Annotated in this window: 23 protein-coding genes; 8 read left to right on the top strand and 15 right to left on the bottom strand. The window is 61.1% G+C overall.

What is annotated here, in order from left to right:
- Nucleotides 1–15 precede the first annotated feature (15 nt).
- Both serS and cysG read left to right on the top strand, forming a co-directional pair.
- Nucleotides 16–1,296, top strand: a complete 1,281-nt coding sequence (gene serS, locus PspS35_RS17470; protein WP_159936058.1) for a serine--tRNA ligase — start codon at nucleotides 16–18, stop codon at nucleotides 1,294–1,296.
- Nucleotides 1,297–2,691: a siroheme synthase CysG gene (cysG, locus tag PspS35_RS17465; protein WP_159936056.1), complete on the top strand. Its 1,395-nt coding sequence runs from the start codon at nucleotides 1,297–1,299 to the stop codon at nucleotides 2,689–2,691.
- A gap of 61 nt (nucleotides 2,692–2,752) precedes the next feature.
- On the opposite strand, the gene PspS35_RS17460 is transcribed toward cysG, so the two are convergent.
- The 6 genes from PspS35_RS17460 to tusD form a co-directional block, all read right to left on the bottom strand.
- Nucleotides 2,753–3,748: a glutathione S-transferase family protein gene (locus PspS35_RS17460; RefSeq protein WP_159936055.1), complete on the bottom strand. Its 996-nt coding sequence runs from the start codon at nucleotides 3,746–3,748 to the stop codon at nucleotides 2,753–2,755.
- Nucleotides 3,749–3,836: 88 nt separating this feature from the next.
- Nucleotides 3,837–4,838: a glycosyl transferase family protein gene (locus tag PspS35_RS17455; protein ID WP_159936053.1), complete on the bottom strand. Its 1,002-nt coding sequence runs from the start codon at nucleotides 4,836–4,838 to the stop codon at nucleotides 3,837–3,839.
- Nucleotides 4,835–5,170, bottom strand: coding sequence for a TusE/DsrC/DsvC family sulfur relay protein (locus PspS35_RS17450; protein ID WP_159936051.1), 336 nt, complete (start codon nucleotides 5,168–5,170; stop codon nucleotides 4,835–4,837). The genes PspS35_RS17455 and PspS35_RS17450 overlap by 4 nt, the downstream gene beginning before the upstream one ends.
- Entirely contained in the window at nucleotides 5,167–5,445 is a 279-nt protein-coding gene (gene tusB, locus PspS35_RS17445) for a sulfurtransferase complex subunit TusB (RefSeq protein WP_159936049.1), read from the bottom strand. The genes PspS35_RS17450 and tusB overlap by 4 nt, the downstream gene beginning before the upstream one ends.
- Nucleotides 5,445–5,795: a sulfurtransferase complex subunit TusC gene (tusC, locus tag PspS35_RS17440; protein WP_159936048.1), complete on the bottom strand. Its 351-nt coding sequence runs from the start codon at nucleotides 5,793–5,795 to the stop codon at nucleotides 5,445–5,447. Before tusC ends, tusB begins: the two co-directional genes overlap by 1 nt.
- A gap of 1 nt (nucleotide 5,796) precedes the next feature.
- Nucleotides 5,797–6,189, bottom strand: a complete 393-nt coding sequence (gene tusD / locus PspS35_RS17435) for a sulfurtransferase complex subunit TusD (RefSeq protein WP_159936046.1) — start codon at nucleotides 6,187–6,189, stop codon at nucleotides 5,797–5,799.
- 157 nt (nucleotides 6,190–6,346) lie between these two features.
- Between tusD and PspS35_RS17430 the strand changes: the two genes are divergently transcribed.
- Nucleotides 6,347–7,522 (top strand): CaiB/BaiF CoA-transferase family protein, encoded by a 1,176-nt coding sequence (locus tag PspS35_RS17430; RefSeq protein WP_159936044.1) that lies wholly within the window; start codon nucleotides 6,347–6,349, stop codon nucleotides 7,520–7,522.
- A 23-nt stretch (nucleotides 7,523–7,545) separates the two neighbouring features.
- Here the strand turns inward: PspS35_RS17430 and PspS35_RS17425 are convergent, their stop codons facing one another.
- Nucleotides 7,546–8,040, bottom strand: a complete 495-nt coding sequence (locus PspS35_RS17425) for a SprT family zinc-dependent metalloprotease (protein ID WP_159936043.1) — start codon at nucleotides 8,038–8,040, stop codon at nucleotides 7,546–7,548.
- Between the two features lie 128 nt (nucleotides 8,041–8,168).
- A complete protein-coding gene (locus PspS35_RS17420; RefSeq protein ID WP_159936041.1) occupies nucleotides 8,169–8,771 on the bottom strand; it encodes a Yip1 family protein in 603 nt (200 codons plus the stop codon).
- Between the two features lie 305 nt (nucleotides 8,772–9,076).
- Here PspS35_RS17420 and ttcA point away from each other — a divergent pair, with 305 nt between their 5' ends.
- Both ttcA and PspS35_RS17410 read left to right on the top strand, forming a co-directional pair.
- Entirely contained in the window at nucleotides 9,077–9,901 is an 825-nt protein-coding gene (gene ttcA / locus PspS35_RS17415) for a tRNA 2-thiocytidine(32) synthetase TtcA (RefSeq protein WP_159936039.1), read from the top strand.
- A 67-nt stretch (nucleotides 9,902–9,968) separates the two neighbouring features.
- Nucleotides 9,969–10,640 carry a DNA-3-methyladenine glycosylase I gene (locus PspS35_RS17410; RefSeq protein WP_159936037.1) on the top strand — a complete coding sequence of 224 codons (672 nt, stop codon included), beginning with the start codon at nucleotides 9,969–9,971 and terminating at the stop codon, nucleotides 10,638–10,640.
- A 56-nt stretch (nucleotides 10,641–10,696) separates the two neighbouring features.
- Here PspS35_RS17410 and PspS35_RS17405 read toward each other — a convergent pair whose 3' ends face one another.
- The 3 genes from PspS35_RS17405 to arsC are packed head-to-tail and all read right to left on the bottom strand — an operon-like array spanning nucleotide 10,697 to nucleotide 12,064.
- Complete coding sequence (locus tag PspS35_RS17405; RefSeq protein WP_159936035.1) at nucleotides 10,697–11,116, bottom strand: DUF2069 domain-containing protein; 420 nt, start codon at nucleotides 11,114–11,116, stop codon at nucleotides 10,697–10,699.
- On the bottom strand, nucleotides 11,100–11,714 hold the full coding sequence (wrbA, locus tag PspS35_RS17400; RefSeq protein WP_159936033.1) for an NAD(P)H:quinone oxidoreductase: 615 nt from the start codon (nucleotides 11,712–11,714) through the stop codon (nucleotides 11,100–11,102). Before wrbA ends, PspS35_RS17405 begins: the two co-directional genes overlap by 17 nt.
- Nucleotides 11,711–12,064: an arsenate reductase (glutaredoxin) gene (gene arsC, locus PspS35_RS17395; RefSeq protein WP_159936031.1), complete on the bottom strand. Its 354-nt coding sequence runs from the start codon at nucleotides 12,062–12,064 to the stop codon at nucleotides 11,711–11,713. The genes wrbA and arsC overlap by 4 nt, the downstream gene beginning before the upstream one ends.
- A gap of 115 nt (nucleotides 12,065–12,179) precedes the next feature.
- On the opposite strand from arsC, the gene PspS35_RS17390 reads away from it, so the two are divergent.
- A complete protein-coding gene (locus tag PspS35_RS17390; RefSeq protein WP_159936029.1) occupies nucleotides 12,180–12,641 on the top strand; it encodes a TlpA disulfide reductase family protein in 462 nt (153 codons plus the stop codon).
- A gap of 76 nt (nucleotides 12,642–12,717) precedes the next feature.
- Here PspS35_RS17390 and PspS35_RS17385 read toward each other — a convergent pair whose 3' ends face one another.
- From PspS35_RS17385 to PspS35_RS17370, 4 genes are all read right to left on the bottom strand, one after another.
- Entirely contained in the window at nucleotides 12,718–13,122 is a 405-nt protein-coding gene (locus tag PspS35_RS17385) for an META domain-containing protein (protein ID WP_159936027.1), read from the bottom strand.
- On the bottom strand, nucleotides 13,119–13,559 hold the full coding sequence (locus tag PspS35_RS17380) for a hypothetical protein (protein WP_159936025.1): 441 nt from the start codon (nucleotides 13,557–13,559) through the stop codon (nucleotides 13,119–13,121). Before PspS35_RS17380 ends, PspS35_RS17385 begins: the two co-directional genes overlap by 4 nt.
- A 71-nt stretch (nucleotides 13,560–13,630) precedes the next feature.
- The gene (locus PspS35_RS17375) at nucleotides 13,631–14,620 is read right to left on the bottom strand and encodes a 2-hydroxyacid dehydrogenase (RefSeq protein WP_159936024.1); all 990 of its coding nucleotides are present in this window, start codon (nucleotides 14,618–14,620) and stop codon (nucleotides 13,631–13,633) included.
- A gap of 23 nt (nucleotides 14,621–14,643) precedes the next feature.
- Nucleotides 14,644–17,397: a response regulator gene (locus PspS35_RS17370; protein WP_159936022.1), complete on the bottom strand. Its 2,754-nt coding sequence runs from the start codon at nucleotides 17,395–17,397 to the stop codon at nucleotides 14,644–14,646.
- A gap of 205 nt (nucleotides 17,398–17,602) precedes the next feature.
- On the opposite strand from PspS35_RS17370, the gene PspS35_RS17365 reads away from it, so the two are divergent.
- Together PspS35_RS17365 and PspS35_RS17360 are read left to right on the top strand one after the other, a co-directional pair.
- Nucleotides 17,603–18,331, top strand: a complete 729-nt coding sequence (locus PspS35_RS17365; RefSeq protein ID WP_159936021.1) for a response regulator transcription factor — start codon at nucleotides 17,603–17,605, stop codon at nucleotides 18,329–18,331.
- Entirely contained in the window at nucleotides 18,321–19,688 is a 1,368-nt protein-coding gene (locus PspS35_RS17360; RefSeq protein ID WP_159936019.1) for a sensor histidine kinase, read from the top strand. The genes PspS35_RS17365 and PspS35_RS17360 overlap by 11 nt, the downstream gene beginning before the upstream one ends.
- The last annotated feature ends 1 nt before the right edge of the window (nucleotide 19,689 follow it).

Raw genomic sequence — 19,689 nt, 5'->3', positions numbered from 1 at the left:
AAACGAGAGACCGACATGCTCGATTCCAAACTGTTACGTAGCAACCTTCAGGACGTAGCGGACCGCCTGGCATCCCGTGGCTTTGCCTTGGATGTTGCGCGCATCGAAGCGCTGGAAGAACAGCGCAAGACCGTCCAGACCCGCACCGAAGCGCTGCAGGCTGAGCGTAATGCGCGTTCCAAATCCATCGGTCAGGCCAAGCAGCGCGGCGAAGACATCGCGCCGCTGATGGCGGATGTCGAGCGCATGGGCTCCGAGCTGTCCGACGGCAAGGTCGAGCTGGACAAGATCCAGTCCGAGCTGGACCAGATCCTGCTGGGTATTCCGAACCTGCCGCACGAATCCGTGCCGGTTGGCGAAGACGAAGACGGCAACGTCGAAGTACGCCGCTGGGGTACGCCAAAAGCCTTTGATTTCGAAATCAAGGACCACGTCGCCCTGGGCGAATTGACCGGTGGCCTGGATTTCGAAACCGCCGCCAAAATGTCCGGCGCGCGCTTTGCGTTGCTGCGCGGCCCCATCGCGCGCATGCACCGTGCCCTGGCGCAGTTCATGATCAATCTGCACACCGGCGAGCACGGTTACGAAGAGGCCTACACGCCGTATCTGGTGCAGGCTCCTGCGCTGATGGGCACCAGCCAGTTGCCGAAGTTCGAAGAAGACCTGTTCAAGATCAGCCGCGATGGCGAAGCCGACCTGTACCTGATCCCGACTGCCGAAGTGTCGCTGACCAATATCGTCGCCGGCGAGATCCTTGACGCCAAGCAGCTGCCACTCAAGTTCGTGGCCCACAGCCCGTGCTTCCGCAGTGAAGCCGGCGCGTCGGGGCGTGACACCCGCGGCATGATCCGCCAGCACCAGTTCGACAAGGTCGAGATGGTGCAGGTGGTCGAGCCGTCGACCTCCATGGAGGCCCTGGAAGGCCTGACCGCCAACGCCGAACGCGTCCTGCAACTGCTGGAACTGCCGTACCGCGTACTGGCGCTGTGCACTGGCGATATGGGTTTCAGCGCCGTGAAGACCTACGATCTGGAAGTGTGGGTGCCGAGCCAGGACAAGTACCGCGAGATTTCGTCGTGCTCCAACTGCGGTGATTTCCAGGCTCGTCGCATGCAGGCACGTTTCCGTAACCCGGAAACTGGCAAGCCGGAGCTGGTGCACACCCTCAACGGTTCGGGCCTTGCCGTAGGCCGCACCCTGGTCGCGGTGTTGGAAAACTACCAGCAGGCCGACGGTTCGATCCGTGTACCGCAAGTGCTCAAGCCGTACATGGCCGGCGTTGAGGTCATCGGCTAAATGGAATTTCTGCCGCTGTTTCATAACCTGCGCGGCAGCCGTGTGTTGGTCGTCGGTGGTGGGGAGATTGCCTTGCGCAAATCCCGGCTGCTGGCTGACGCCGGCGCAGTGCTGCGGGTGGTTGCTCCCCAGATCGAAGACCAACTGCGTGAGCTGGTGCTGGGCAGTGGCGGGGAACTGATGTTACGCGGGTATCAGGAGGCCGACCTTGACGGTTGCACCCTGATCATCGCCGCCACTGACGACGAGCCACTGAATGCGCAGGTGTCCAGTGATGCCAAGCGTCGCTGTGTACCGGTCAATGTGGTGGACGCGCCGGCCTTGTGCAGCGTGATCTTCCCGGCGATTGTCGACCGTTCGCCGTTGGTGATTGCGGTGTCCAGCGGCGGCGATGCGCCGGTGTTGGCACGCTTGATCCGCGCCAAGCTGGAAACCTGGATTCCATCGACTTATGGCCAACTGGCCGGGTTGGCAGCGCGCTTTCGTGCCCAGGTCAAAGGCTTGTACCCGGACGTGCAGCAGCGCCGTGCGTTCTGGGAAGAAGTGTTCCAAGGCCCGATTGCCGACCGCCAGTTGGCCGGGCAGGGCGACGAAGCCGAGCGTCTGTTGGTCGAAAAGGTTAACGGTGCACCGCCGTACGCGCCGGGCGAGGTGTATCTGGTGGGTGCCGGTCCGGGTGATCCGGACTTGTTGACCTTCCGCGCGCTGCGTCTGATGCAGCAAGCCGATGTGGTGCTGTACGACCGCTTGGTGGCGCCCGCAATCCTTGAGCTGTGCCGCCGTGATGCCGAGCGTGTCTACGTCGGCAAGCGTCGCGCCGACCATGCCGTGCCGCAGGACAAGATCAACCAGCAGTTGGTGGACTTGGCCAAGCAGGGCAAACGCGTGCTGCGTCTGAAGGGTGGCGATCCGTTCATCTTTGGGCGTGGAGGCGAAGAAATCGAGGAGCTGGCGGCCCACGGCATCCCGTTCCAGGTAGTGCCAGGGATTACGGCGGCCAGTGGTTGCGCGGCATACGCCGGGATTCCGCTGACCCACCGCGACTATGCGCAATCGGTACGCTTTATCACCGGGCACTTGAAGGACGGGACGTCGGACCTGCCTTGGCATGACCTGGTAGGCCCGTCGCAAACCCTGGTGTTCTACATGGGCTTGGTTGGCTTGCCGATCATCTGCGAACAGTTGATCAAGCATGGTCGCGCCGCTGATACCCCGGCGGCGCTGATCCAGCAGGGCACCACCTCTAACCAGCGCGTGTTCACGGGCACCCTGGCCGACTTGCCGCGCATGGTGGCGGAGCATGAAGTGCATGCGCCGACACTGGTGATCGTGGGTGAGGTGGTGGTGTTGCGTGAGAAGTTGAAATGGTTTGAAGGCGCCCAGTCTCAGGTTTGAGCCGTAAAAGCATCGGGGGCTTGCCCCCGATGCGTCCCTCAAACACAACCCATCTCCTGGATCAGCTCAAAACCCCTGAACCATTCAACCGCCGACGATCATGCTCGGCGTCAAACCTCTGCAACGGCCCCTTCGGCACTATCCCCGTCGGGTTGATGGTCCGATGGCTCGCATAGTAATGCCCCTTGATGTGCTCGAAATCCACCGTCTCGGCCACCCCTGGCCACTGATACAACTCCCGCAGCCAATTCGACAGGTTCGGATAATCTGCAATCCGGCGCAGATTGCATTTGAAGTGGCTGTAATACACCGCATCAAATCGAATCAGCGTAGTGAACAGCCGCACGTCTGCCTCGGTCAGGTAGTCGCCAGCCAGGTAGCGATGGTCGCTCAGGTGCTGCTCCAGGTGGTCCAGTTCGGCAAACACATCGTCAAACGCGCTTTCATACGCCTGCTGCGACGTGGCAAAACCTGCGCGATATACGCCGTTGTTCACGGCCGGGTAGATGCGTTCGTTCAGCGTGTCGATGGTTGAACGCAATGCCTCCGGGTAGAAATCCAGGGTGTTGCCCGTCAGCCCGTTGAACGCGCTGTTGAACATGCGGATGATCTCTGCCGATTCATTGCTGACGATGCGCTTGAGCTCCTTGTCCCACAACACCGGCACGGTGACGCGGCCGGTGTAGTCGGCCGTGTCGGCGGTGTAGCGCTGGTGCATAAAGGCGAGATCATCGAGCGTGTCGCCACTGGAGCCGTGGGCCTTGTCGAAGGTCCAGCCGTTTTCCAACATCAGCCAACTGACCACGGACACGTCGATCAGGCTTTCGAGGCCCTTGAGCTTGCGCATTATCAGCGTGCGGTGGGCCCATGGGCAGGCGAGGGATACGTAGAGGTGGTAACGACCGGCTTCGGCCTTGAAGCCGCCTTCGCCACTTGGTCCCGGCTGGCCGTCGGCGGTCACCCAGTGGCGGCGTTGCGCCTGTTCTCGTTGGAAAGCGCCGTCTGCGCTACTTTCGTACCATTGGTCTTTCCAGTGTCCTTCGATCAACAAACCCATGACTGGCTCCTTGGCTAATAAGCGTTGGAGGCCAGTCTAAAGGGATGAGTTCGAACTAAAAGCGCAAAGACTGCGGGTGAATGATCGATTAAATCGATTTATCCCGCGCAGCCCAATACTGCTGGGCCATTTCGAACGCCCGCTCCCGCGGGTGACCAAGGCCGCGCAAAGCCAGGGCCATGGTGGCGATCAGCGCCAGTTGTGGGTAGCTGTCCTCCACATCACCGCGCCACAGCGCTTTCAAATGCTCAGGGTCCAGGACCGCCGGTTTGACATGGCGCTGGGCGGAGAGGGCGGGCCATTCTTCATCCCAACTTTCGCCGCCGGTGGTGCCGTACAGGTGGCTGATCGTGTCCGGGTTGATCTCGATCTCGCCGCCGTCGCCTTTCACCACAATCACGTTATCGCCGAGCAGGCCGCTGGCATCGCGGTGCACGCCCTGGTAGCCCGGATGGAAGATACTTTGCAGGCCGCAACGCGCATTCAACGGGTTGAGCAGCCGCGCCAGGGAGTGGATCGGCGAGCGCAGGCCCAGGGTGTTGCGCAAATCGATCATGCGCTGCAATTGCACAGCCCAATCGCCCAGCGGGATAAACGCCAGGTTACCGTGTTCAAACGCCACCCCAACCTGCTGCCAGTTGCGGCACAGTGGGATTTGCAGGGTTTGCAGCAGTTGCTCGGTGTACAGCCGGCCCGCCGTATGGGCGCCGCCGCCGTGCATCAGGATGCGCACGCCGCTCTGCGCCAGGCATTTGGCCGCGAGCAGGAACCATGGCAGGTGGCGTTTCTTGCCGGCGTAGGTGGGCCAGTCGACATCTACGTTCAGCGCAGGGGCGTCCAGGCGTTCGCGCACGGCTTCGGTGAAGCCTGCGAGCTCTTGCGCGCTTTCTTCCTTGTGGCGCAGCAGCATCAGGAAGGCGCCCAGTTGGGTGTCTTCGACTTTTTCGTCGAGGAGCATACCCATGGCTTCACGGGCTTCCTCGCGGGTGAGGTTGCGCGCGCCGCGCTTGCCTTTGCCCAGGATGCGCACGAATGGCGCAAATGGGTGCTCGGCAGGGGTTTGCAGGGTGAGTGGGGTAAAGTCGGTCATAAGCAATTCGTCGGCCTGGGCAGGCCCGCCAGTTTAGCGGCGAGTTTGGCGGGAGTGCCGTTGAACAGTTGGTTGAGGTGCAGGCTGTTGCCCTTGTCCGGGCCCAGCTTCAGGGCGGTGTACTTGATCAATGGGCGGGTGGCCGGGGACAGCTGGAACTCGGCATAAAAGCCGCGCAGCAGTTCAAGGATTTCCCAGTGTGCCGGGGTCAATTCCAGGTTGTCGGCGGCGGCCAGGGCGTTGGCTACCTCGTGAGACCAATCGTTCAGGTCGACAAGATAGCCGTCCTTGTCCAGTTCGAGGCGGCGTTCGCCCACGGTCAGGGTGTTCATAGCCAGGTGTTGACCTTGTCGTAGTCGATCGACAGTTGCACGAAACCGGGATAGTCCACGCTGTCGGCCCAGTCTGGTAACGGCAGGTTGCGCGCTTGCATGTCTTCGGCCAGGACAAACACCTTCACACCCTTGGTGTGCAAGGCGGGGGTGTGCAGCCCATAGGCGCCATCGCCGCACAGCAGGATCGCGTCCTCGTTGCCACAGATACGCAGGCAACTGTCGAGGCGGCTATCGGTAAATGGGGAGTGAGACACCACATGTAAAGTCGACATCAGAGGGTAATCACCTGGTCGTAACGGCCAATCAATTGGGTAATAGCGTCGTTGCTCAACGGTTGCGCCTCGGTTGGCGGCGTCAAGCCGCGCAGGGCCATGCTGTGACGGCAGACAAACACGTCGTCGATACCGAACAGCCCTAATGCCTGCAGGTTGGCGCTGAGGTCTTTTTGCTGCACGGCTTTGGCGTTCTGGTGCGTTGCGAGTTGGAATACGCCATCGTCCATAAACAGCAGGCCGATGGGCAGATCAAACGCGCCACCGGCCAGCACGATATCCAGTGCCTCCCGTGCGCTCGGTCCCGACCAGGGGGCCTGGCGGCTGATCACCAATAAGGATTTGGACATCTCACGGCCCTCCAAAACAGATCAGGCGGTCGGCATCCTGGATTGCGTCATGCAATTGGCCCAGGCCCGACAAGGCCCACGGTGCGTCCAGGTTTACCGCGCTGCGTTGATAGCGTGTGGCTTCTTCGCCGTTTAGCACGCCGCGGCGCAGGGCGGCGGCAATGCAAACCACACCGTCGAGTTGATGGGTGCTGACAAACTCACGCCATTGACGGGCGATGTCCTGCTCATCCTGGGGCGCAACGATGGTATTGGACGCGCTGTGCACGCCGTCCTGGTAAAAAAACAACCGCACAATTTCATGCCCGCCGGCCAACGCCGCCTGAGCGAACAGCAAGGCGCGGCGCGACGAGGGCGCGTGGGCGGCGGAATACAAGGCAATCGCAAACTTCATGGAACACTCGGCAAGCAAACGTGGGTCAATGATAAAGCCGGCGCCGCGAAAAAGCCCGCCGTGATCAAAACGGTCACTGTCGTTGATTGTTCTGACGATTGCCGGTAGGCGCAAGGCTGCCTAGTCTGTGGGGATTCAAACCGAAAATGGAACCCCCATGTCAGGTCCCTTGGCATCCCTCAAAGTGCTGGATTTTTCCACCTTGCTGCCCGGCCCGTTTGCCTCGTTGATGCTGGCGGACATGGGCGCCGAGGTGCTGCGTATCGAATCGCCCACGCGCATGGACTTGCTGCGTGTGCTGCCGCCCCATGACCAGGGCACCTCGGCGAGCCACGCCTATCTCAATCGCAATAAGCGCAGCCTGGCGCTGGACCTCAAGCAGGTCGAGGCCCTGGAGATCGTGCGGGCGCTGGTCAAGGACTACGACATTGTGCTGGAGCAGTTTCGCCCAGGGGTGATGGAACGCCTGGGCCTGGGCTACGAGGCGTTGAAAGCGATCAACCCCAGGCTGATCTATGTGGCGATCACCGGCTATGGTCAGACCGGCCCCTATAGAGACCGAGCCGGCCACGATATCAACTACTTGGCGCTGGCGGGCGTGGCCAGTCATACCGGGCGCCAGGACAGCGGCCCGCTGCCGTTGGGTGTGCAGTTGGCGGATGTCGCCGGTGGTTCGCTGCATGCGGTGGTGGGGTTGCTGGCGGCGATAATCGCACGGCAGCAGAGTGGGGTGGGGCAATACCTGGATGTGAGCATGACCGACTGCTCGTTCAGCCTGAACGCGATGGCCGGTGCGGGTTACTTGGCCTGCGGGGTCGAGCCGGAATGGGAGAACCATGTGCTTAATGGTGGCAGTTTCTACGACTACTACCGCTCTCGGGACGGGCGCTGGATGTCAGTGGGCAGCCTGGAACCGGCCTTCATGCAGCAATTGTGTGAAGCGTTGGGGCGCCCGGAACTGGCCGCGCAGGGTTTGAATCCAGACCAGCAGCCGGTGCTTAAGCAGGCCTTGCAGGTGGAGTTCGAGAAGCGCAGTTTCGAGCAATTGTGCGAGCTGTTTGCTGGGGTGGATGCCTGCGTGGAGCCTGTGCTGACGCTGAGCGAGGCCGTGGCCCATCCGCAGTTAAAGGCGCGGGCGCTGGTCAGTCAGGTGCCAAGGGGCGATGGCTCGAGCCAGGCGCAGATTGCCTGCCCGTTGAAGTTTTCGGAAGGGTTGCCAGCGCCCCGGCACATTGGCGTCGCCGTGGGCGCGCACAGTGATGAAGTGTTGGCGGAGCTGGGCTTGAGCCCGCAGCGCATCAGCGAGCTGCGCAGCTCCAAGGTGATTATGTAGTGGTTGGGCTCCCGATGAGGCGTTTATTCCACCCTGGTTTCGCCGGTAAACACCAAGGTCTGCCGACACCGCCGACACAAATACCTTCGCCCCTGAGCCACCATGCCGTGTCGCTGCGCCGAAAACGGGAAGTCGCTGTCTGCACAGGGGCAACGGTAGATATAGCGGGTGACCTGGCGACGCTGCACGGCATAGGTGTGGCACCGGTCCGGCGGCAGTTCGTAGACCCCGCGCATGATCAATTGCCATTCTTCGCCGTGGGGCTGGATACGTTCGCCAAACAATTGGTGGGCGATCAGGTGCGCCACTTCATGGGCCACGGTCTGCTTGAGGAAGTGTTGGCTGTTTTCTCGGTATAGCTGTGGGTTGAAGCGCAGCAGGTTCTCGTGCAAATGCGCGACACCGGCTTTCTGGCCCCGCAGCTTGAGGCTGACCTGGGGGCGTTTGAAGCTTCGTTTGAAAAAGGATTCGGCTTGCAGGAAACAATCTTCGACGCGGGTATTGAGTTGCTCGGGCATGCTGTACCTATCTCCAGAGAGGCCCAGTATGCCGCAAAGCCGCGTGTTTCCGAATCTCTCACGCGCCGAATGGTCATGCATAACGCACAAGGCCACCTTGCGGTGGCCTTGCCTGTGGGTTTATCAGGTCAGTTGGTGTAGATCGGGCCTACGCCCAGGCCCCAGACGATCACGGTAAACGCCATGATCGCCACCAGCACCACCAGGCCCACGGCCAGCACCGAGCTGGAAAACAGGAAGCCTTCGTCTGGGTCGATGTTCATGAAGGTCGGCAGCCCGACATACAGCAGGTACACGGTGTAGCAGATCGCCGCCGTGCCCACGACCATGCCCAGCCACATATGTGGATAAAGCGCCGCCAGCCCGCCAATGAACAGCGGTGTCGCGGTGTAGGTGGCAAAGGCCACGCAGCGCGCCATGCTGGGGTTGGCGTCGTAGGTACGGGCCATCCAGTGAATGAACGCACCCATCACCGCCACGCCGCCAAGCATGGCTGCGTAGGACATGAGCGTCATCCATAGCGCGCTTTCCTGGGTCAGCATCACCGGCGCACGGTTGCCGATGACCCAGCCGACCTGGGTGGTGCCGATAAACGCCGAAATCGCGGGGATTGCCGCGAGAATCAGCGTGTGGGTGAGGTACATGTGGCCGATGCTTTCTTCTTTATCGCCACGGATTTCCCGCCATTCCTGGTCGGGATGTGTAAATAGCCCCACGACGTGATGGATCATGCCAGTCACTCCTGTCGTTATTACCATCGCCCCCCATCGGAGCGCCCACGGGCCAATTGGCCTGAAAGGTCCGGATATAGCTGTGCGACCTCACGTCGCAGTATAGAAAGGGATGACCGGAATAACTGTAGGGCCTTTAGAGCAAATCGCGCTGTAAACATTGGCCCTAATCGCAGTGAGGTCTGTCAACGGCAATGCGATCACCTGTGGGAGGGTGTAGGGCCTCTACCCACATTGGAACTCAATCGTTCATAACGGTAAAATACCCGGCTTTTCGTCACACACCTTTAGCGGATCCAAGCGCCATGGGCACTCTTACGGTCAACCAGAACAAACTGCAAAAACGCCTGCGTCGCCTGGCCGGTGAAGCGGTCGCCGATTTCAACATGATCGAGGACGGCGACAAGGTCATGGTCTGCCTCTCCGGCGGCAAAGACAGCTACACCTTGCTCGACGTGCTGCTGCACCTGCAAAAGGTCGCGCCGATCAAGTTCGAGATCGTTGCCGTCAACATGGACCAGAAACAACCGGGCTTTCCCGAGCACGTACTGCCGGCATACCTGAAAGCGCTGGGCGTGGAGTACCACATCGTCGAGAAAGACACCTATTCGGTGGTCAAGGAGTTGATCCCGGAAGGCAAGACCACCTGCTCGCTGTGCTCGCGCCTGCGCCGTGGCACGCTCTATACGTTTGCCGATGAGATCGGCGCGACCAAAATGGCCCTGGGGCATCACCGCGACGATATCGTCGAGACCTTTTTCCTCAATATGTTTTTCAACGGTTCGCTCAAGGCCATGCCGCCCAAGCTGCGGGCCGATGACGGGCGCAACGTGGTGATCCGCCCGCTGGCGTATTGCAACGAGAAAGACATCCAGGCCTACTCCGACTTCAAGCAATTCCCAATCATCCCGTGCAACCTGTGTGGCTCCCAGGAAAACCTGCAGCGCCAGGTGGTCAAGGAGATGCTGGTGGACTGGGAGCGCAAGACTCCGGGGCGCACCGAAAGCATCTTTCGCAGCTTGCAGAATGTGCAGCCGTCACAGTTGGCCGACCGCAACCTGTTTGACTTCACCAGCCTGAAAATCGACGAGACGGCCGCTTCGCGCTTCGTCAATGTAGTGAACCTCTAAAGCTATTCAACGCTCTGAAAGACGGCGCTCACGGGCGCCGTTGTCATTTCAACCCCCAGGAGAGGGCATGCGCGATTATAAGTGGCTGCACGAATATTGTCTGAACCGCTTCGGTTCCGCAGCCGAACTGGAAGCCCATCTGCCGGCGCCCAAGACACCGGCGCAACTGCGCAAGATCAGTGATGATCGCTACCTGTCGACCCTGGCGCTGCGGGTATTTCGCGCCGGCTTGAAGCACAGCGTAGTGGATGCCAAATGGCCGGCGTTCGAGCAGGTGTTCTTCGGCTTCGACCCGGAAAAAGTCGTGCTGATGGGCGCCGAGCACCTAGAGCGCCTGATGCAGGACACGCGCATCATCCGTCACCTGGGCAAGCTCAAGAGTGTGCCGCGCAATGCGCAGATGATCCTGGACATAGCCCAGGAAAAAGGCAGCTTCGGCGCGTTTATCGCCGATTGGCCGGTCACCGATATCGTCGGGCTCTGGAAGTACCTGAGCAAGCACGGCCACCAGTTGGGCGGGCTGTCGGCGCCACGCTTCCTGCGGATGGTGGGCAAGGATACGTTTGTGCCGAGTGATGACGTGGTGGCCGCATTGAATGCACAGAAGATCGTCGACAAGGCGCCGACCAGCCTGCGGGATCTGGCGACGGTGCAGGGCGCGTTCAACCAATGGCATGCCGAGAGTGGGCGGCCGATGTGTCAGTTGTCGATGATGTTGGCCTACACCGTCAACCACTGACCGCTGCTTATCGTGGTGAGGGAGCAAGCTCCCTCACCACATTGGGCGTTGTTACATCAAGTGGGTAGAGCCCCAGCGGCCAACCGCCGGTTCAACTGATGCCGCCACCGCACATACAGCAACGCGGTACAAAACACTGCCAGGCTTGCCAGCATCTCCAGCACGCCAAACCACTGCCGGTTCGGGTCGTACGCCGCCAGCGCGCCCTTGATGAAATACAGGTTCACCGCGAAACACATCCACGAATGCCCCCGTGCACTGCCGCTGATCATGCCCGGCGCCAGCAACAGCAGCGGCACCAGTTCGATCAGCAGGATCACCCACGGGCGGGCGCCGTGCAGGTCGGCGATGAACAGGTAATACCCGCACAACAAGCCCACCAGCGCAAAAAATGCCAGCAGGCTCAATGCGCGTGCAACCTTTACGCGAGGCTCGAGCCACGCTTGAGGTGGCAGGACTTTAGGCTTTCTGGCCACGGCCGTTCTCCAGCAGCGTGGCGGTGGTAGCCAGGCGCAGGCCCAAGGCACGGCACAGGGTGATTTCATGCTGATCAAGCATGCGCTTGCCGTCTGGCCCGGAATGATGGCTGGCGCCATAGGGCGTACCGCCGCCCTGAGTGTCGAGCAGTGCCTGTTCGCTGTAGGGTAGGCCGGTGATAAGCATGCCGTGGTGCAGCAGCGGCAGCAGCATCGACATCAGCGTGGTTTCCTGGCCACCGTGCAGGCTGGCGGTGGAGGTAAACACGCCAGCCGGCTTGCCGACCAAGGCGCCGGTGAGCCACAGGTTGCTGGTGCCGTCGAGGAAGTACTTGAGCGGCGCGGCCATGTTGCCGAAGCGTGTCGGACTGCCCAGGGCCAGGCCTGAGCAGTTTTTCAAGTCATCCAGGCTGGCGTACAGCGCGCCTTCGTCCGGAATGCTCGGCGCCACGGCTTCGCATTCGGTGGAGATCGCCGGCACGGTGCGCAAACGCGCTTCCATGCCGCCTTGCTCGATGCCACGGGCAATCTGCCGGGCCATTTCACTGACCGAGCCGTTACGGCTGTAATACAACACCAGCACATACGGTGTGGTCACGGCAGAATCTCCAGTACGTTTTCCGGTGGGCGGCCAATGATGGCTTTGTCGGCGGTTTCCAGGATCGGGCGCTCCATCAGTTTGGGGTGTTCGGCGATGGCGGCGATCAGTTGGGTTTCGCTGAGGCTGGCGTCGGCCAGATTGAGGCTTTTGTATTCGTCTTCACCGGTGCGCAGCAACTGACGGGCGCTGAGGCCCAGTTTGGCCAGCAAGGCCTTGATTTGCGCAGCGTCCAGCGGAGTTTCCAGGTAACGCACCACGGTCGGGGTGAGGCCGCGGGCTTCAAGCAGTTCGAGCGCACCGCGGGATTTCGAGCAGCGCGGGTTGTGATAAAGCGTCAGATCGGTCATGTGCGGGTCGCATCTTGCGTAAGGTGGCGGGTATTCTACCCGCGCGGCGCCCCGTCCTTAAACCGTAAGAGGCGATAGGTCGCAGCCAACGTTCATTTTTGCGAAGGATTACCCCATGACACGTCGACTGATCGGTGCATTGGCGATCATTACAACCCTGCTGCTCAGCGGCTGCGGCAATGACTATGGCGTTGACCAGTACGGCCAGAAAGTCGCGGCCGAGCGGCTGGACAAGCAGTGGCTGGTGGTCAACTACTGGGCGGAATGGTGTGGCCCGTGCCGCACGGAAATCCCCGAACTCAACGCTTTGGCCGAACAGTTGAAGGCGCAGAACGTGGGAGTGTTCGGGGTCAACTTCGACAACGTGCAAGGCGAAGAGTTGAAAGCGGCCAGCGACAAGCTGGGCATCAAGTTCACCGTGCTGGCACAGAACCCGGACGGGATCTTTGAAATTCCGCGCAGCGAAGCGTTACCGGTGACTTACATCATCGATGACAAGGGCAAGGTGCGTGAGCAGTTGATGGGTGAGCAGACGGCGGAAGGGGTGCTGGCCAAACTCAAGGCCCTGCGCGGCTAACGCAACAACATAAAACCAATGTGGGAGAGGCAAGCCCCTCTCACATTTGGATCTCCATCAGGCCACAGAGTCAGGATCAGCCCTCTTCGAGCCACAGGCGAATCGGCTTGCCCTCGGCTGGCCAGAAGCGCGTCTGCTCGATGGGCGAGATGTCCCAGCGCTGCACCCCTTGCAGGGCTTGGAAGAAGCGATGCTCCTGTTCCATCAGGGCCTCGGCGCAGAGCTTGCGGGTGCTGCCAAGCTTGCCGAAGCTGAGTTTGTCGCCCTCAACCGTGTACGGTGCGAACCAGTGGTTGCAACCACCATTGCCGTAGGCGCGGCCATCGGCGCCGAGGGTGACGGTCAGGTGTGCGTAGTCCATCAACGGGCGCTCACCAATCCATTCCACTACGTAACTGTGATCCTGCTTGAGCTTGACCGCATCACTGGCACAGCCGCTCAAGGCCGCGCCGACAGCGGCGAGCAGAAGCAGGCCTTTCATTGCGCAGCCTTCTGGCATTTCGGGCAACGGTGCTTGTCGCCTTCGCCGGCCCAGCCCAACTCGGCAATGCGCGCGTTGGCAGCCGGTTGCAGCGGTTCCTTGGTCAGCTTGGTCTCCACCGCGAACTCAAACTCCAGTACGGCCTCGCAGCTGTCGCAGTTGACTTTCCAGGTGTGAATCTCCAACTCGCCGAATTTCGGCCCCTGGGCCATGGCGACCCACTGGCCCGCCGGGCGGATGGAGTAGCGCGCGTCACCTTCGACAGTCAGGCGCATCGACAGGGTTTTACTGCCGCGCAGGGTGACGACCAGAACGTCGCCATGCTTGATCGAACCACCGTTGCCGGTGACTTGGTAACGGCCCGGCACCAGGGCGCGGCATTCGATCAGGGTGTGTTGCGGGCTCAGCAAGCTGAAGCGGAAATCGTGTTCGGCCATGGATCCTCCAAATAGGCGCGGCATCCTATCACGGGTGCCTGCTCATCATGAGCTTGGTATATGACCGCTGATCATCCCTCAACCCGGTTTTGCACCTCGCCGTTGGCCCACGCGGCGATATTGGCCAGTGTGGTGCCGGCAATCGCCGCCAGGGCCTCGCGGGTGAGGAACGCCTGGTGGGCAGTGATGATCACGTTGGGGAAGGTCAGCAGGCGTGCGAGCACGTCGTCTTGCAGGGGCAGGTCGGAGCGGTCCTCGAAAAACAGCTGGGCTTCTTCCTCGTAGACATCCAGCCCCAGGTAGCCGAGTTGGCCGTCCTTGAGGGCTTCGATCAGCGCGGGTGTGTCCACCAGGCCGCCGCGACCGGTGTTGATCAGCATCGCACCCGGTTGCATGTGCGCCAGGGACCGGGCGTTGATCAGGTGCTTGCTGTCGCGGGTGAGTGGGCAATGCAGGCTGATGATCTGGGCCTCGGCCAGCAGTTCTGGCAGGCTCACGTAACGCGCGCCCAGGGCCTGTACCTGCGGGTTGGGGAAGGGGTCGTACGCCAGCAGCGTGCAGCCAAACCCGGCCATGATTTTGGCGAAAGTCGCGCCGATCTGCCCCGTGCCGACTACACCGACGGTCTTGCCCACCAGGTCAAAACCGGTCAGGCCGTGCAGGCTGAAGTCGCCATCGCGGGTGCGGTTGTAGGCGCGGTGCAAACGGCGGTTGAGAGCGAGGATCAGCGCCACCGCATGTTCGGCGACGGCGTGTGGCGAGTAGGCCGGCACGCGCACGATGGTCAGGCCCAGGCGTTTGGCGGCGGCCAGGTCGACATGGTTATAGCCTGCCGAGCGCAGGGCAATCAGCCGGGTGCCGCCCTTGGCCAGGTGTTCCAGCACCGGGGCGCCGAGGTCGTCGTTGATAAAAGCGCAGACCACTTCGTGGTGTTCGGCCAGGGCCACGGTATCGAGGTTGAGCCGGGCAGGTTGGAATTGCAGCTCCAGTCCCGGTGGCAGTGGTTCGCCGAGGAAGCTGTCGCGGTCATAGGTTTGGCTGCTGAAAAGAATCACGCGCATCAAAGGCTTCCTTTTTGATGAATTCAGGCATTGACCCGCGCTTCACTGGCCAGCCGGGCGATGGCCATGTCCAGTTCGTCCAGCGCGGTCATGGCCTTGGCGTCGTCCTGCTTGAGCAGGGTTTCGGCGCGCTGGCAGGCTGCGCGCAGTTGCGGCACGCCACAGTAGCGGGTAGCGCCGTGCAGGCGATGGACCCGCTCGATCAGGGCAATATTGTCATTGGTGTTGCGGGCGACGTTAATCGCTTGGCGGTCGGCATCCAGGGAGGCGAGCAGCATGGCGAGCATGTCGGCGGCCAGGTCGGTCTTGCCAGCGGCCAGGCGCAAGCCCTCCTCGTGGTCCAGTACGGGCATTTGCACGCCAGGGCCGAGGCTTTCGGTGGTGCGCTCCGGGGCCTGATTTCTCAGGGCCAGGCCAGTCCATTTCAACACCACTTGGGCCAATTGCCGCTCGCTGATGGGTTTGGTCAGGTAATCGTCCATGCCGCTTTGCAACAGGGCTCGTTTTTCGTTGGCCATTGCGTGGGCGGTCAGGGCTACCACCGGCAATGGGGTGCCGTGGCGTTCGCTTTCCCACTGGCGAATCGCTTCGGTGCTTTGTCGCCCATCCATGCCAGGCATCTGCACGTCCATCAGCACCAAGTCGTAGGTGTCCTGTTTGACCGCATCCACCGCTGCATAGCCGCTCTCTACCGCACGTACCTTTGCGCCCATGTCTTCGAGCAGCGTCTGCACCAGCAGCAGGTTCGCCGGGTTGTCATCTACGCACAGCACGCGCGGGGCGCGGCTGGACAGTGGCTCGCCCGGTTCGTTACGTGACGGGCGCGGGCTGATCAGGTCGGACAGCGCCCGGCGCAGCTTGCGGGTGCATGCCGGCTTGGCCTGCAACTGGCTATTGGGGTTGGGTACTGACTGGTTGAACAGCATCTGTTCAGTGGTGGGGCATAGCACCAGGACTTTGCAGCCCAGGTGTTCCAGGTCCCATAGATGTTGGTTGAGCCGCTCTGGCGGTATGTCGTTGGCGGTCACGCCGAGCACCGCCAGGTCGATGGCTTGTTCGGTCTGATGGGCACTGGTGATGCCGTTGGTCAAGCTTTCCAGGGTATTGAATGGTGTCACTTCCAGGCCGCAGTCTTCCAACTGATGTTGCAGGGCCTGGCGTGCCAGTTCATGGTTTTCCAGTACCGCCACGCGATGGCCCAGCAGCGGCGCGCAGGGCAGGTCTTCGACGTCGTCGCGGGTCTTGGGCAGGTTCAGGCTGATCCAGAACTCCGAGCCCTCGCCCGGCGTGCTGTCGACCCCGATTTCACCGCCCATCTGCTCGATCAGGCGCTTGGAAATCACTAAGCCCAACCCTGTGCCGCCGGGCTGGCGCGACAGAGAATTGTCGGCCTGGCTGAAGGCCTGGAACAACGCCCGCACATCCTGGCTGGACAGGCCGATGCCGGTGTCCTGCACGCTGATGCGCAGTTGCACGCTGTCTTCTTGTTCGTCCTCGATCATCGCCCGGGCCACGATGGTGCCTTCGCGGGTGAACTTGATCGCATTGCTGATCAGGTTGGTGAGGATCTGCTTAAGCCGCAACGGGTCGCCCACCAGCGCCAGCGGTGTGTCACGGTAGACCAGGCTCACCAGTTCCAACTGCTTGGCGTGGGCGGCTGGGGCGAGGATGGTGAGGGTGTCTTGCAGCAAATCCCGCAGGTTGAAAGGGATGCTGTCGAGCACCAGCTTGCCGGCCTCGATCTTCGAAAAATCGAGAATCTCGTTGATGATGCCCAGCAGGTTGTCGGCGGATTTTTCGATGGTGCCCAGGTAGTCCAGTTGGCGTGGCGTGAGTTCGCTTTTTTGCAGCAGATGGGTAAAGCCAAGTATGCCGTTGAGCGGTGTGCGGATTTCATGGCTCATATTGGCCAGGAATTCGGATTTGATCCGACTGGCCTCCAAGGCCTCCTTGCGTGCCAAGTCCAGTTCGATGTTCTGGATTTCGATGGTTTCCAGGTTCTGGCGCACGTCTTCGGTGGCCTGGTCGATGCTGTGCTGCAATTCTTCCTGGGCATTTTGCAGGGTTTCGGCCATGCGGTTGATGCCCGAGGCGAGTTGGTCAAGCTCCTGGCTGCCCAAGGGAGGCAAGCGGGTTTCCAGGTTGCCGTCCTTGAGTTGGGCGACGGCTTGCTTGATCAGGCCGATTGGCGCGTTGATTGTACGGCTGATGCGCAACGCCAGGGCCGCCGTACAGAGCAGCCCGATAGCAATCAGCAGCAGGCTGGCGAACAGGCTGCGATAGCCGCGCAGCAGCATGCCGTTGTGGGACAATTCCACCTCGACCCAGCCCAGCAGGCGGTCTGCTTCGTCGGGGATCAGCTCGCCTGCCAGGTTGCGATGGCGGCCAAACACCGGCAGCAGGTAGCGGGTGGCGTCATTGCCGGTGCGCTGCAACAGGTGAGAACTGTTACCGACCGGCGGCTGGTTGAGCATGCTCGGGCCGGCGTGGGCGAGGGGCACGCGATCTGGCGCGAGGAATGACACTGTGCGCACGTCTGGCTGCTCAAGGGACTGCGTGGCGATGCGCTCCAGCAGGTCGGTATTCTTGTTGCTCAGGGCGGGGGCCACCAAGGGGGCCAGTTGCTCGGCGATCATTTCTCCGCGTTGCAGCAATTGGGTTTGCAGCTCCGAGAGCTGCATCCAGGTGAAATACCCTCCCAATAGCAGCGCCATCAGGCTGGTCGGCAATAAGGTCAGCAATAGTACGCGGCCTTTTATCCCCATTCTTCTAAGCACGCCACTCTCCTGCTAACACATGGATATCAATCTTTTGCGCCGGCATCCGGCCCGCGCCACCTGCGCAGTGTAGCCATTTGCGCGGTCTGGAATCTTGCAAATTAATGACGCCGCACAATCTTCGAGCCATTGGCCGCCAAGTGGCGATTGCCTGTGTCGGGGTAATCTTGAATAATCAGTGATTGAGAATGACTTGCAGACGCTAATGAATCCCGCAGTAGTTGGCTTACCCAGCATCCTGACCATTGAAGATGACCCTGTGCTGGGCGCGTATGTGCACGAGCATTTGGGGCGCTGCGGTTTCCAGGTCACGTGGTGCCAGAACGGCCAACAAGGGTTGGACATCGCCCGTGAGAGGCCGTTTGATGTGGTCTTGATGGATATATTACTGCCTGGGATGGATGGTTTGTCGATCCTGACCCATTTGCGCCAGAGCCATTCGATCCCGGTGATCCTGATGTCAGCCTTGGGGGCCGAAGCTGATCGCATCAGCGGTTTTCGCCTGGGGGCGGACGATTATCTGCCCAAACCTTTCAGCATGGTCGAGTTGCGGGTGCGGATCGAAGCCATTTTGCGCCGAGTGGCCTTGGATCGACGCCCTTTGCCCACGCTTGCGCCAATGCGCGAGGATGCGCGCGCGCTGCGTTTTGACGACGAACTGTGCGATGTTTTTCATCGGCAGCAATGGGCCAGCTTGACCCGCAGCGAGTACCGTCTGTTGGAAACGCTGCACCGAAATAGTGACGAAGTCCTCAGCAAAGCCTTTCTCTATCAGCATGTGCTGCAGCGAGGTTATGCACCCCATGACCGCAGCCTTGATATGCACATCAGCCAGATCCGCCGAAAGCTCAAGGTCATTGGCTACAGCGAGCGCGAAGTGCGCACGGTGTGGGGCAAGGGCTATGTGTTGAGCGGTCACGACGATGGGCTTTGAGGCCGCGTTTAAACGGCTGCCGGGCAAGCACTCGTTATTCTGGAAACTGGCCTGCCTGTTAATTGCCTTCTGCTTGCTGATGATCTGGCTCAGTTGGTCCTGGGGCCGGTACATGGAGCAGAAAAATGCTTACCTGTCCGACGAGGCGAGAGTCACGCTGAGTGGTTATGCGGTCAGCGCCGAGCAGGCCTGGAACCGTGGCGGCCATGCGGGGGTTGATGCGTGGCTACAGGCGATGGGCACGCGTGAAAGCACTTGGGTCGGCGTAATCGGCAATGACTTGCAATCGTTGAGCAGCTACCCGCTGACTGATGTGCAAAGCCAGCGCCTGACGTTCCTGCGTGGGCTGGACTGGCCGGTCAGCCGTCACGTCAAGGGTTTGCCTTGGCTCAAGATCCCCTTTGCTGTCGACCCGGGTGCCGGGTCGCTGGTGATCGAATTGCCCCGGCGCTTTATGCCAGGGCGCTATCAAGTGTTCTGGCGGGTGGTGACCAACGGTGTGATTCCCGGTTTGTTTACGCTGCTGTTGTGTATTGGCCTCTATCGGCTTTTGATCATGCCCCTCAATCAACTGCGCGAGCAGGCCAACGCCTGGCGTGCTGATCAACTGAATACGCGGATGTCCCACGATGCCACGAGTCGTCAGGACGAGTTAGGCGAACTGGGTCGCGCTTTTGACCATATGTCCGAGCGTTTGCAGGGGACTGTGGTGCTGCAACAGCAGTTGCTGCGGGACATGTCTCATGAGTTGCGCACGCCATTGAGTCGCCTGCGCGTGGCCTGTGACAGCGAGCAGGACCTGGCGCAACTGCGCGAGCGGTTGGGCCGGGAGATCGATGCCATGCAACGCCTGGTGGAAGACAGCCTGCAACTGGCTTGGCTAGACACCGAACGGGCACCGCTGCCCAAGGAAGATATCCAGCTTCAGGCGCTGTGGGACATGCTGCGGGAAAACGCATGCTTTGAAAGCGACTGGCCTGCATCACGCTTGCCGTGTCTATTGACGGCTGATTGCTGGGTGCGGGGCAACCTGAATGCACTGGCCCAGGCCCTGGAAAATATCCTGCGCAATGCCATTCGCCATTCCCCGGAAAACGGCGTCGTATGCCTGGATGGCCTGCGTGATGGCGAGTACTGGCACCTATGGCTGGAGGACCAGGGCGCAGGGATTGATGAGCAAGACCTGGAGCGGATCTTCGCGCCGTTCACCCGCTTGGATGGCTCCCGCCCTGGCGATGGTGGGTTTGGCCTGGGCCTGAGTATTGCGCGCAACGCCGTCCAACGTGAGGACGGCAGCTTGTGGGCGGAAAATACGGGTCATGGCTTGCGCGTGCACATGCGTTTGCCCGCGCGCTAGG

Origin of the sequence: Pseudomonas sp. S35, assembly GCF_009866765.1 — a bacterium.
Taxonomy (GTDB): Bacteria; Pseudomonadota; Gammaproteobacteria; order Pseudomonadales; family Pseudomonadaceae; genus Aquipseudomonas.
Note: the sequence above shows the minus strand (reverse complement) of the source record. Positions and strands in the feature narration are given on the sequence as shown.

Bases quoted from the DNA above. Each gene is read 5' to 3' on its own strand.
- tusC (WP_159936048.1), bottom strand. From the start codon at position 5,795: ATGTCCAAATCCTTATTGGTGATCAGCCGCCAGGCCCCCTGGTCGGGA.
- PspS35_RS17425 (WP_159936043.1), bottom strand. From the start codon at position 8,040: ATGCCCGAGCAACTCAATACCCGCGTCGAAGATTGTTTCCTGCAAGCC.
- PspS35_RS17450 (WP_159936051.1), bottom strand. From the start codon at position 5,170: ATGAACACCCTGACCGTGGGCGAACGCCGCCTCGAACTGGACAAGGAC.
- tusB (WP_159936049.1), bottom strand. From the start codon at position 5,445: ATGTCGACTTTACATGTGGTGTCTCACTCCCCATTTACCGATAGCCGC.
- PspS35_RS17420 (WP_159936041.1), bottom strand. From the start codon at position 8,771: ATGATCCATCACGTCGTGGGGCTATTTACACATCCCGACCAGGAATGG.
- PspS35_RS17380 (WP_159936025.1), bottom strand. From the start codon at position 13,559: ATGGCCGAACACGATTTCCGCTTCAGCTTGCTGAGCCCGCAACACACC.
- tusD (WP_159936046.1), bottom strand. From the start codon at position 6,189: ATGAAGTTTGCGATTGCCTTGTATTCCGCCGCCCACGCGCCCTCGTCG.
- PspS35_RS17460 (WP_159936055.1), bottom strand. From the start codon at position 3,748: ATGGGTTTGTTGATCGAAGGACACTGGAAAGACCAATGGTACGAAAGT.
- PspS35_RS17430 (WP_159936044.1), top strand. From the start codon at position 6,347: ATGTCAGGTCCCTTGGCATCCCTCAAAGTGCTGGATTTTTCCACCTTG.
- PspS35_RS17390 (WP_159936029.1), top strand. From the start codon at position 12,180: ATGACACGTCGACTGATCGGTGCATTGGCGATCATTACAACCCTGCTG.
- serS (WP_159936058.1), top strand. From the start codon at position 16: ATGCTCGATTCCAAACTGTTACGTAGCAACCTTCAGGACGTAGCGGAC.
- PspS35_RS17365 (WP_159936021.1), top strand. From the start codon at position 17,603: ATGAATCCCGCAGTAGTTGGCTTACCCAGCATCCTGACCATTGAAGAT.
- PspS35_RS17455 (WP_159936053.1), bottom strand. From the start codon at position 4,838: ATGACCGACTTTACCCCACTCACCCTGCAAACCCCTGCCGAGCACCCA.
- ttcA (WP_159936039.1), top strand. From the start codon at position 9,077: ATGGGCACTCTTACGGTCAACCAGAACAAACTGCAAAAACGCCTGCGT.
- PspS35_RS17375 (WP_159936024.1), bottom strand. From the start codon at position 14,620: ATGCGCGTGATTCTTTTCAGCAGCCAAACCTATGACCGCGACAGCTTC.
- PspS35_RS17410 (WP_159936037.1), top strand. From the start codon at position 9,969: ATGCGCGATTATAAGTGGCTGCACGAATATTGTCTGAACCGCTTCGGT.
- PspS35_RS17360 (WP_159936019.1), top strand. From the start codon at position 18,321: ATGGGCTTTGAGGCCGCGTTTAAACGGCTGCCGGGCAAGCACTCGTTA.
- arsC (WP_159936031.1), bottom strand. From the start codon at position 12,064: ATGACCGATCTGACGCTTTATCACAACCCGCGCTGCTCGAAATCCCGC.
- cysG (WP_159936056.1), top strand. From the start codon at position 1,297: ATGGAATTTCTGCCGCTGTTTCATAACCTGCGCGGCAGCCGTGTGTTG.
- PspS35_RS17385 (WP_159936027.1), bottom strand. From the start codon at position 13,122: ATGAAAGGCCTGCTTCTGCTCGCCGCTGTCGGCGCGGCCTTGAGCGGC.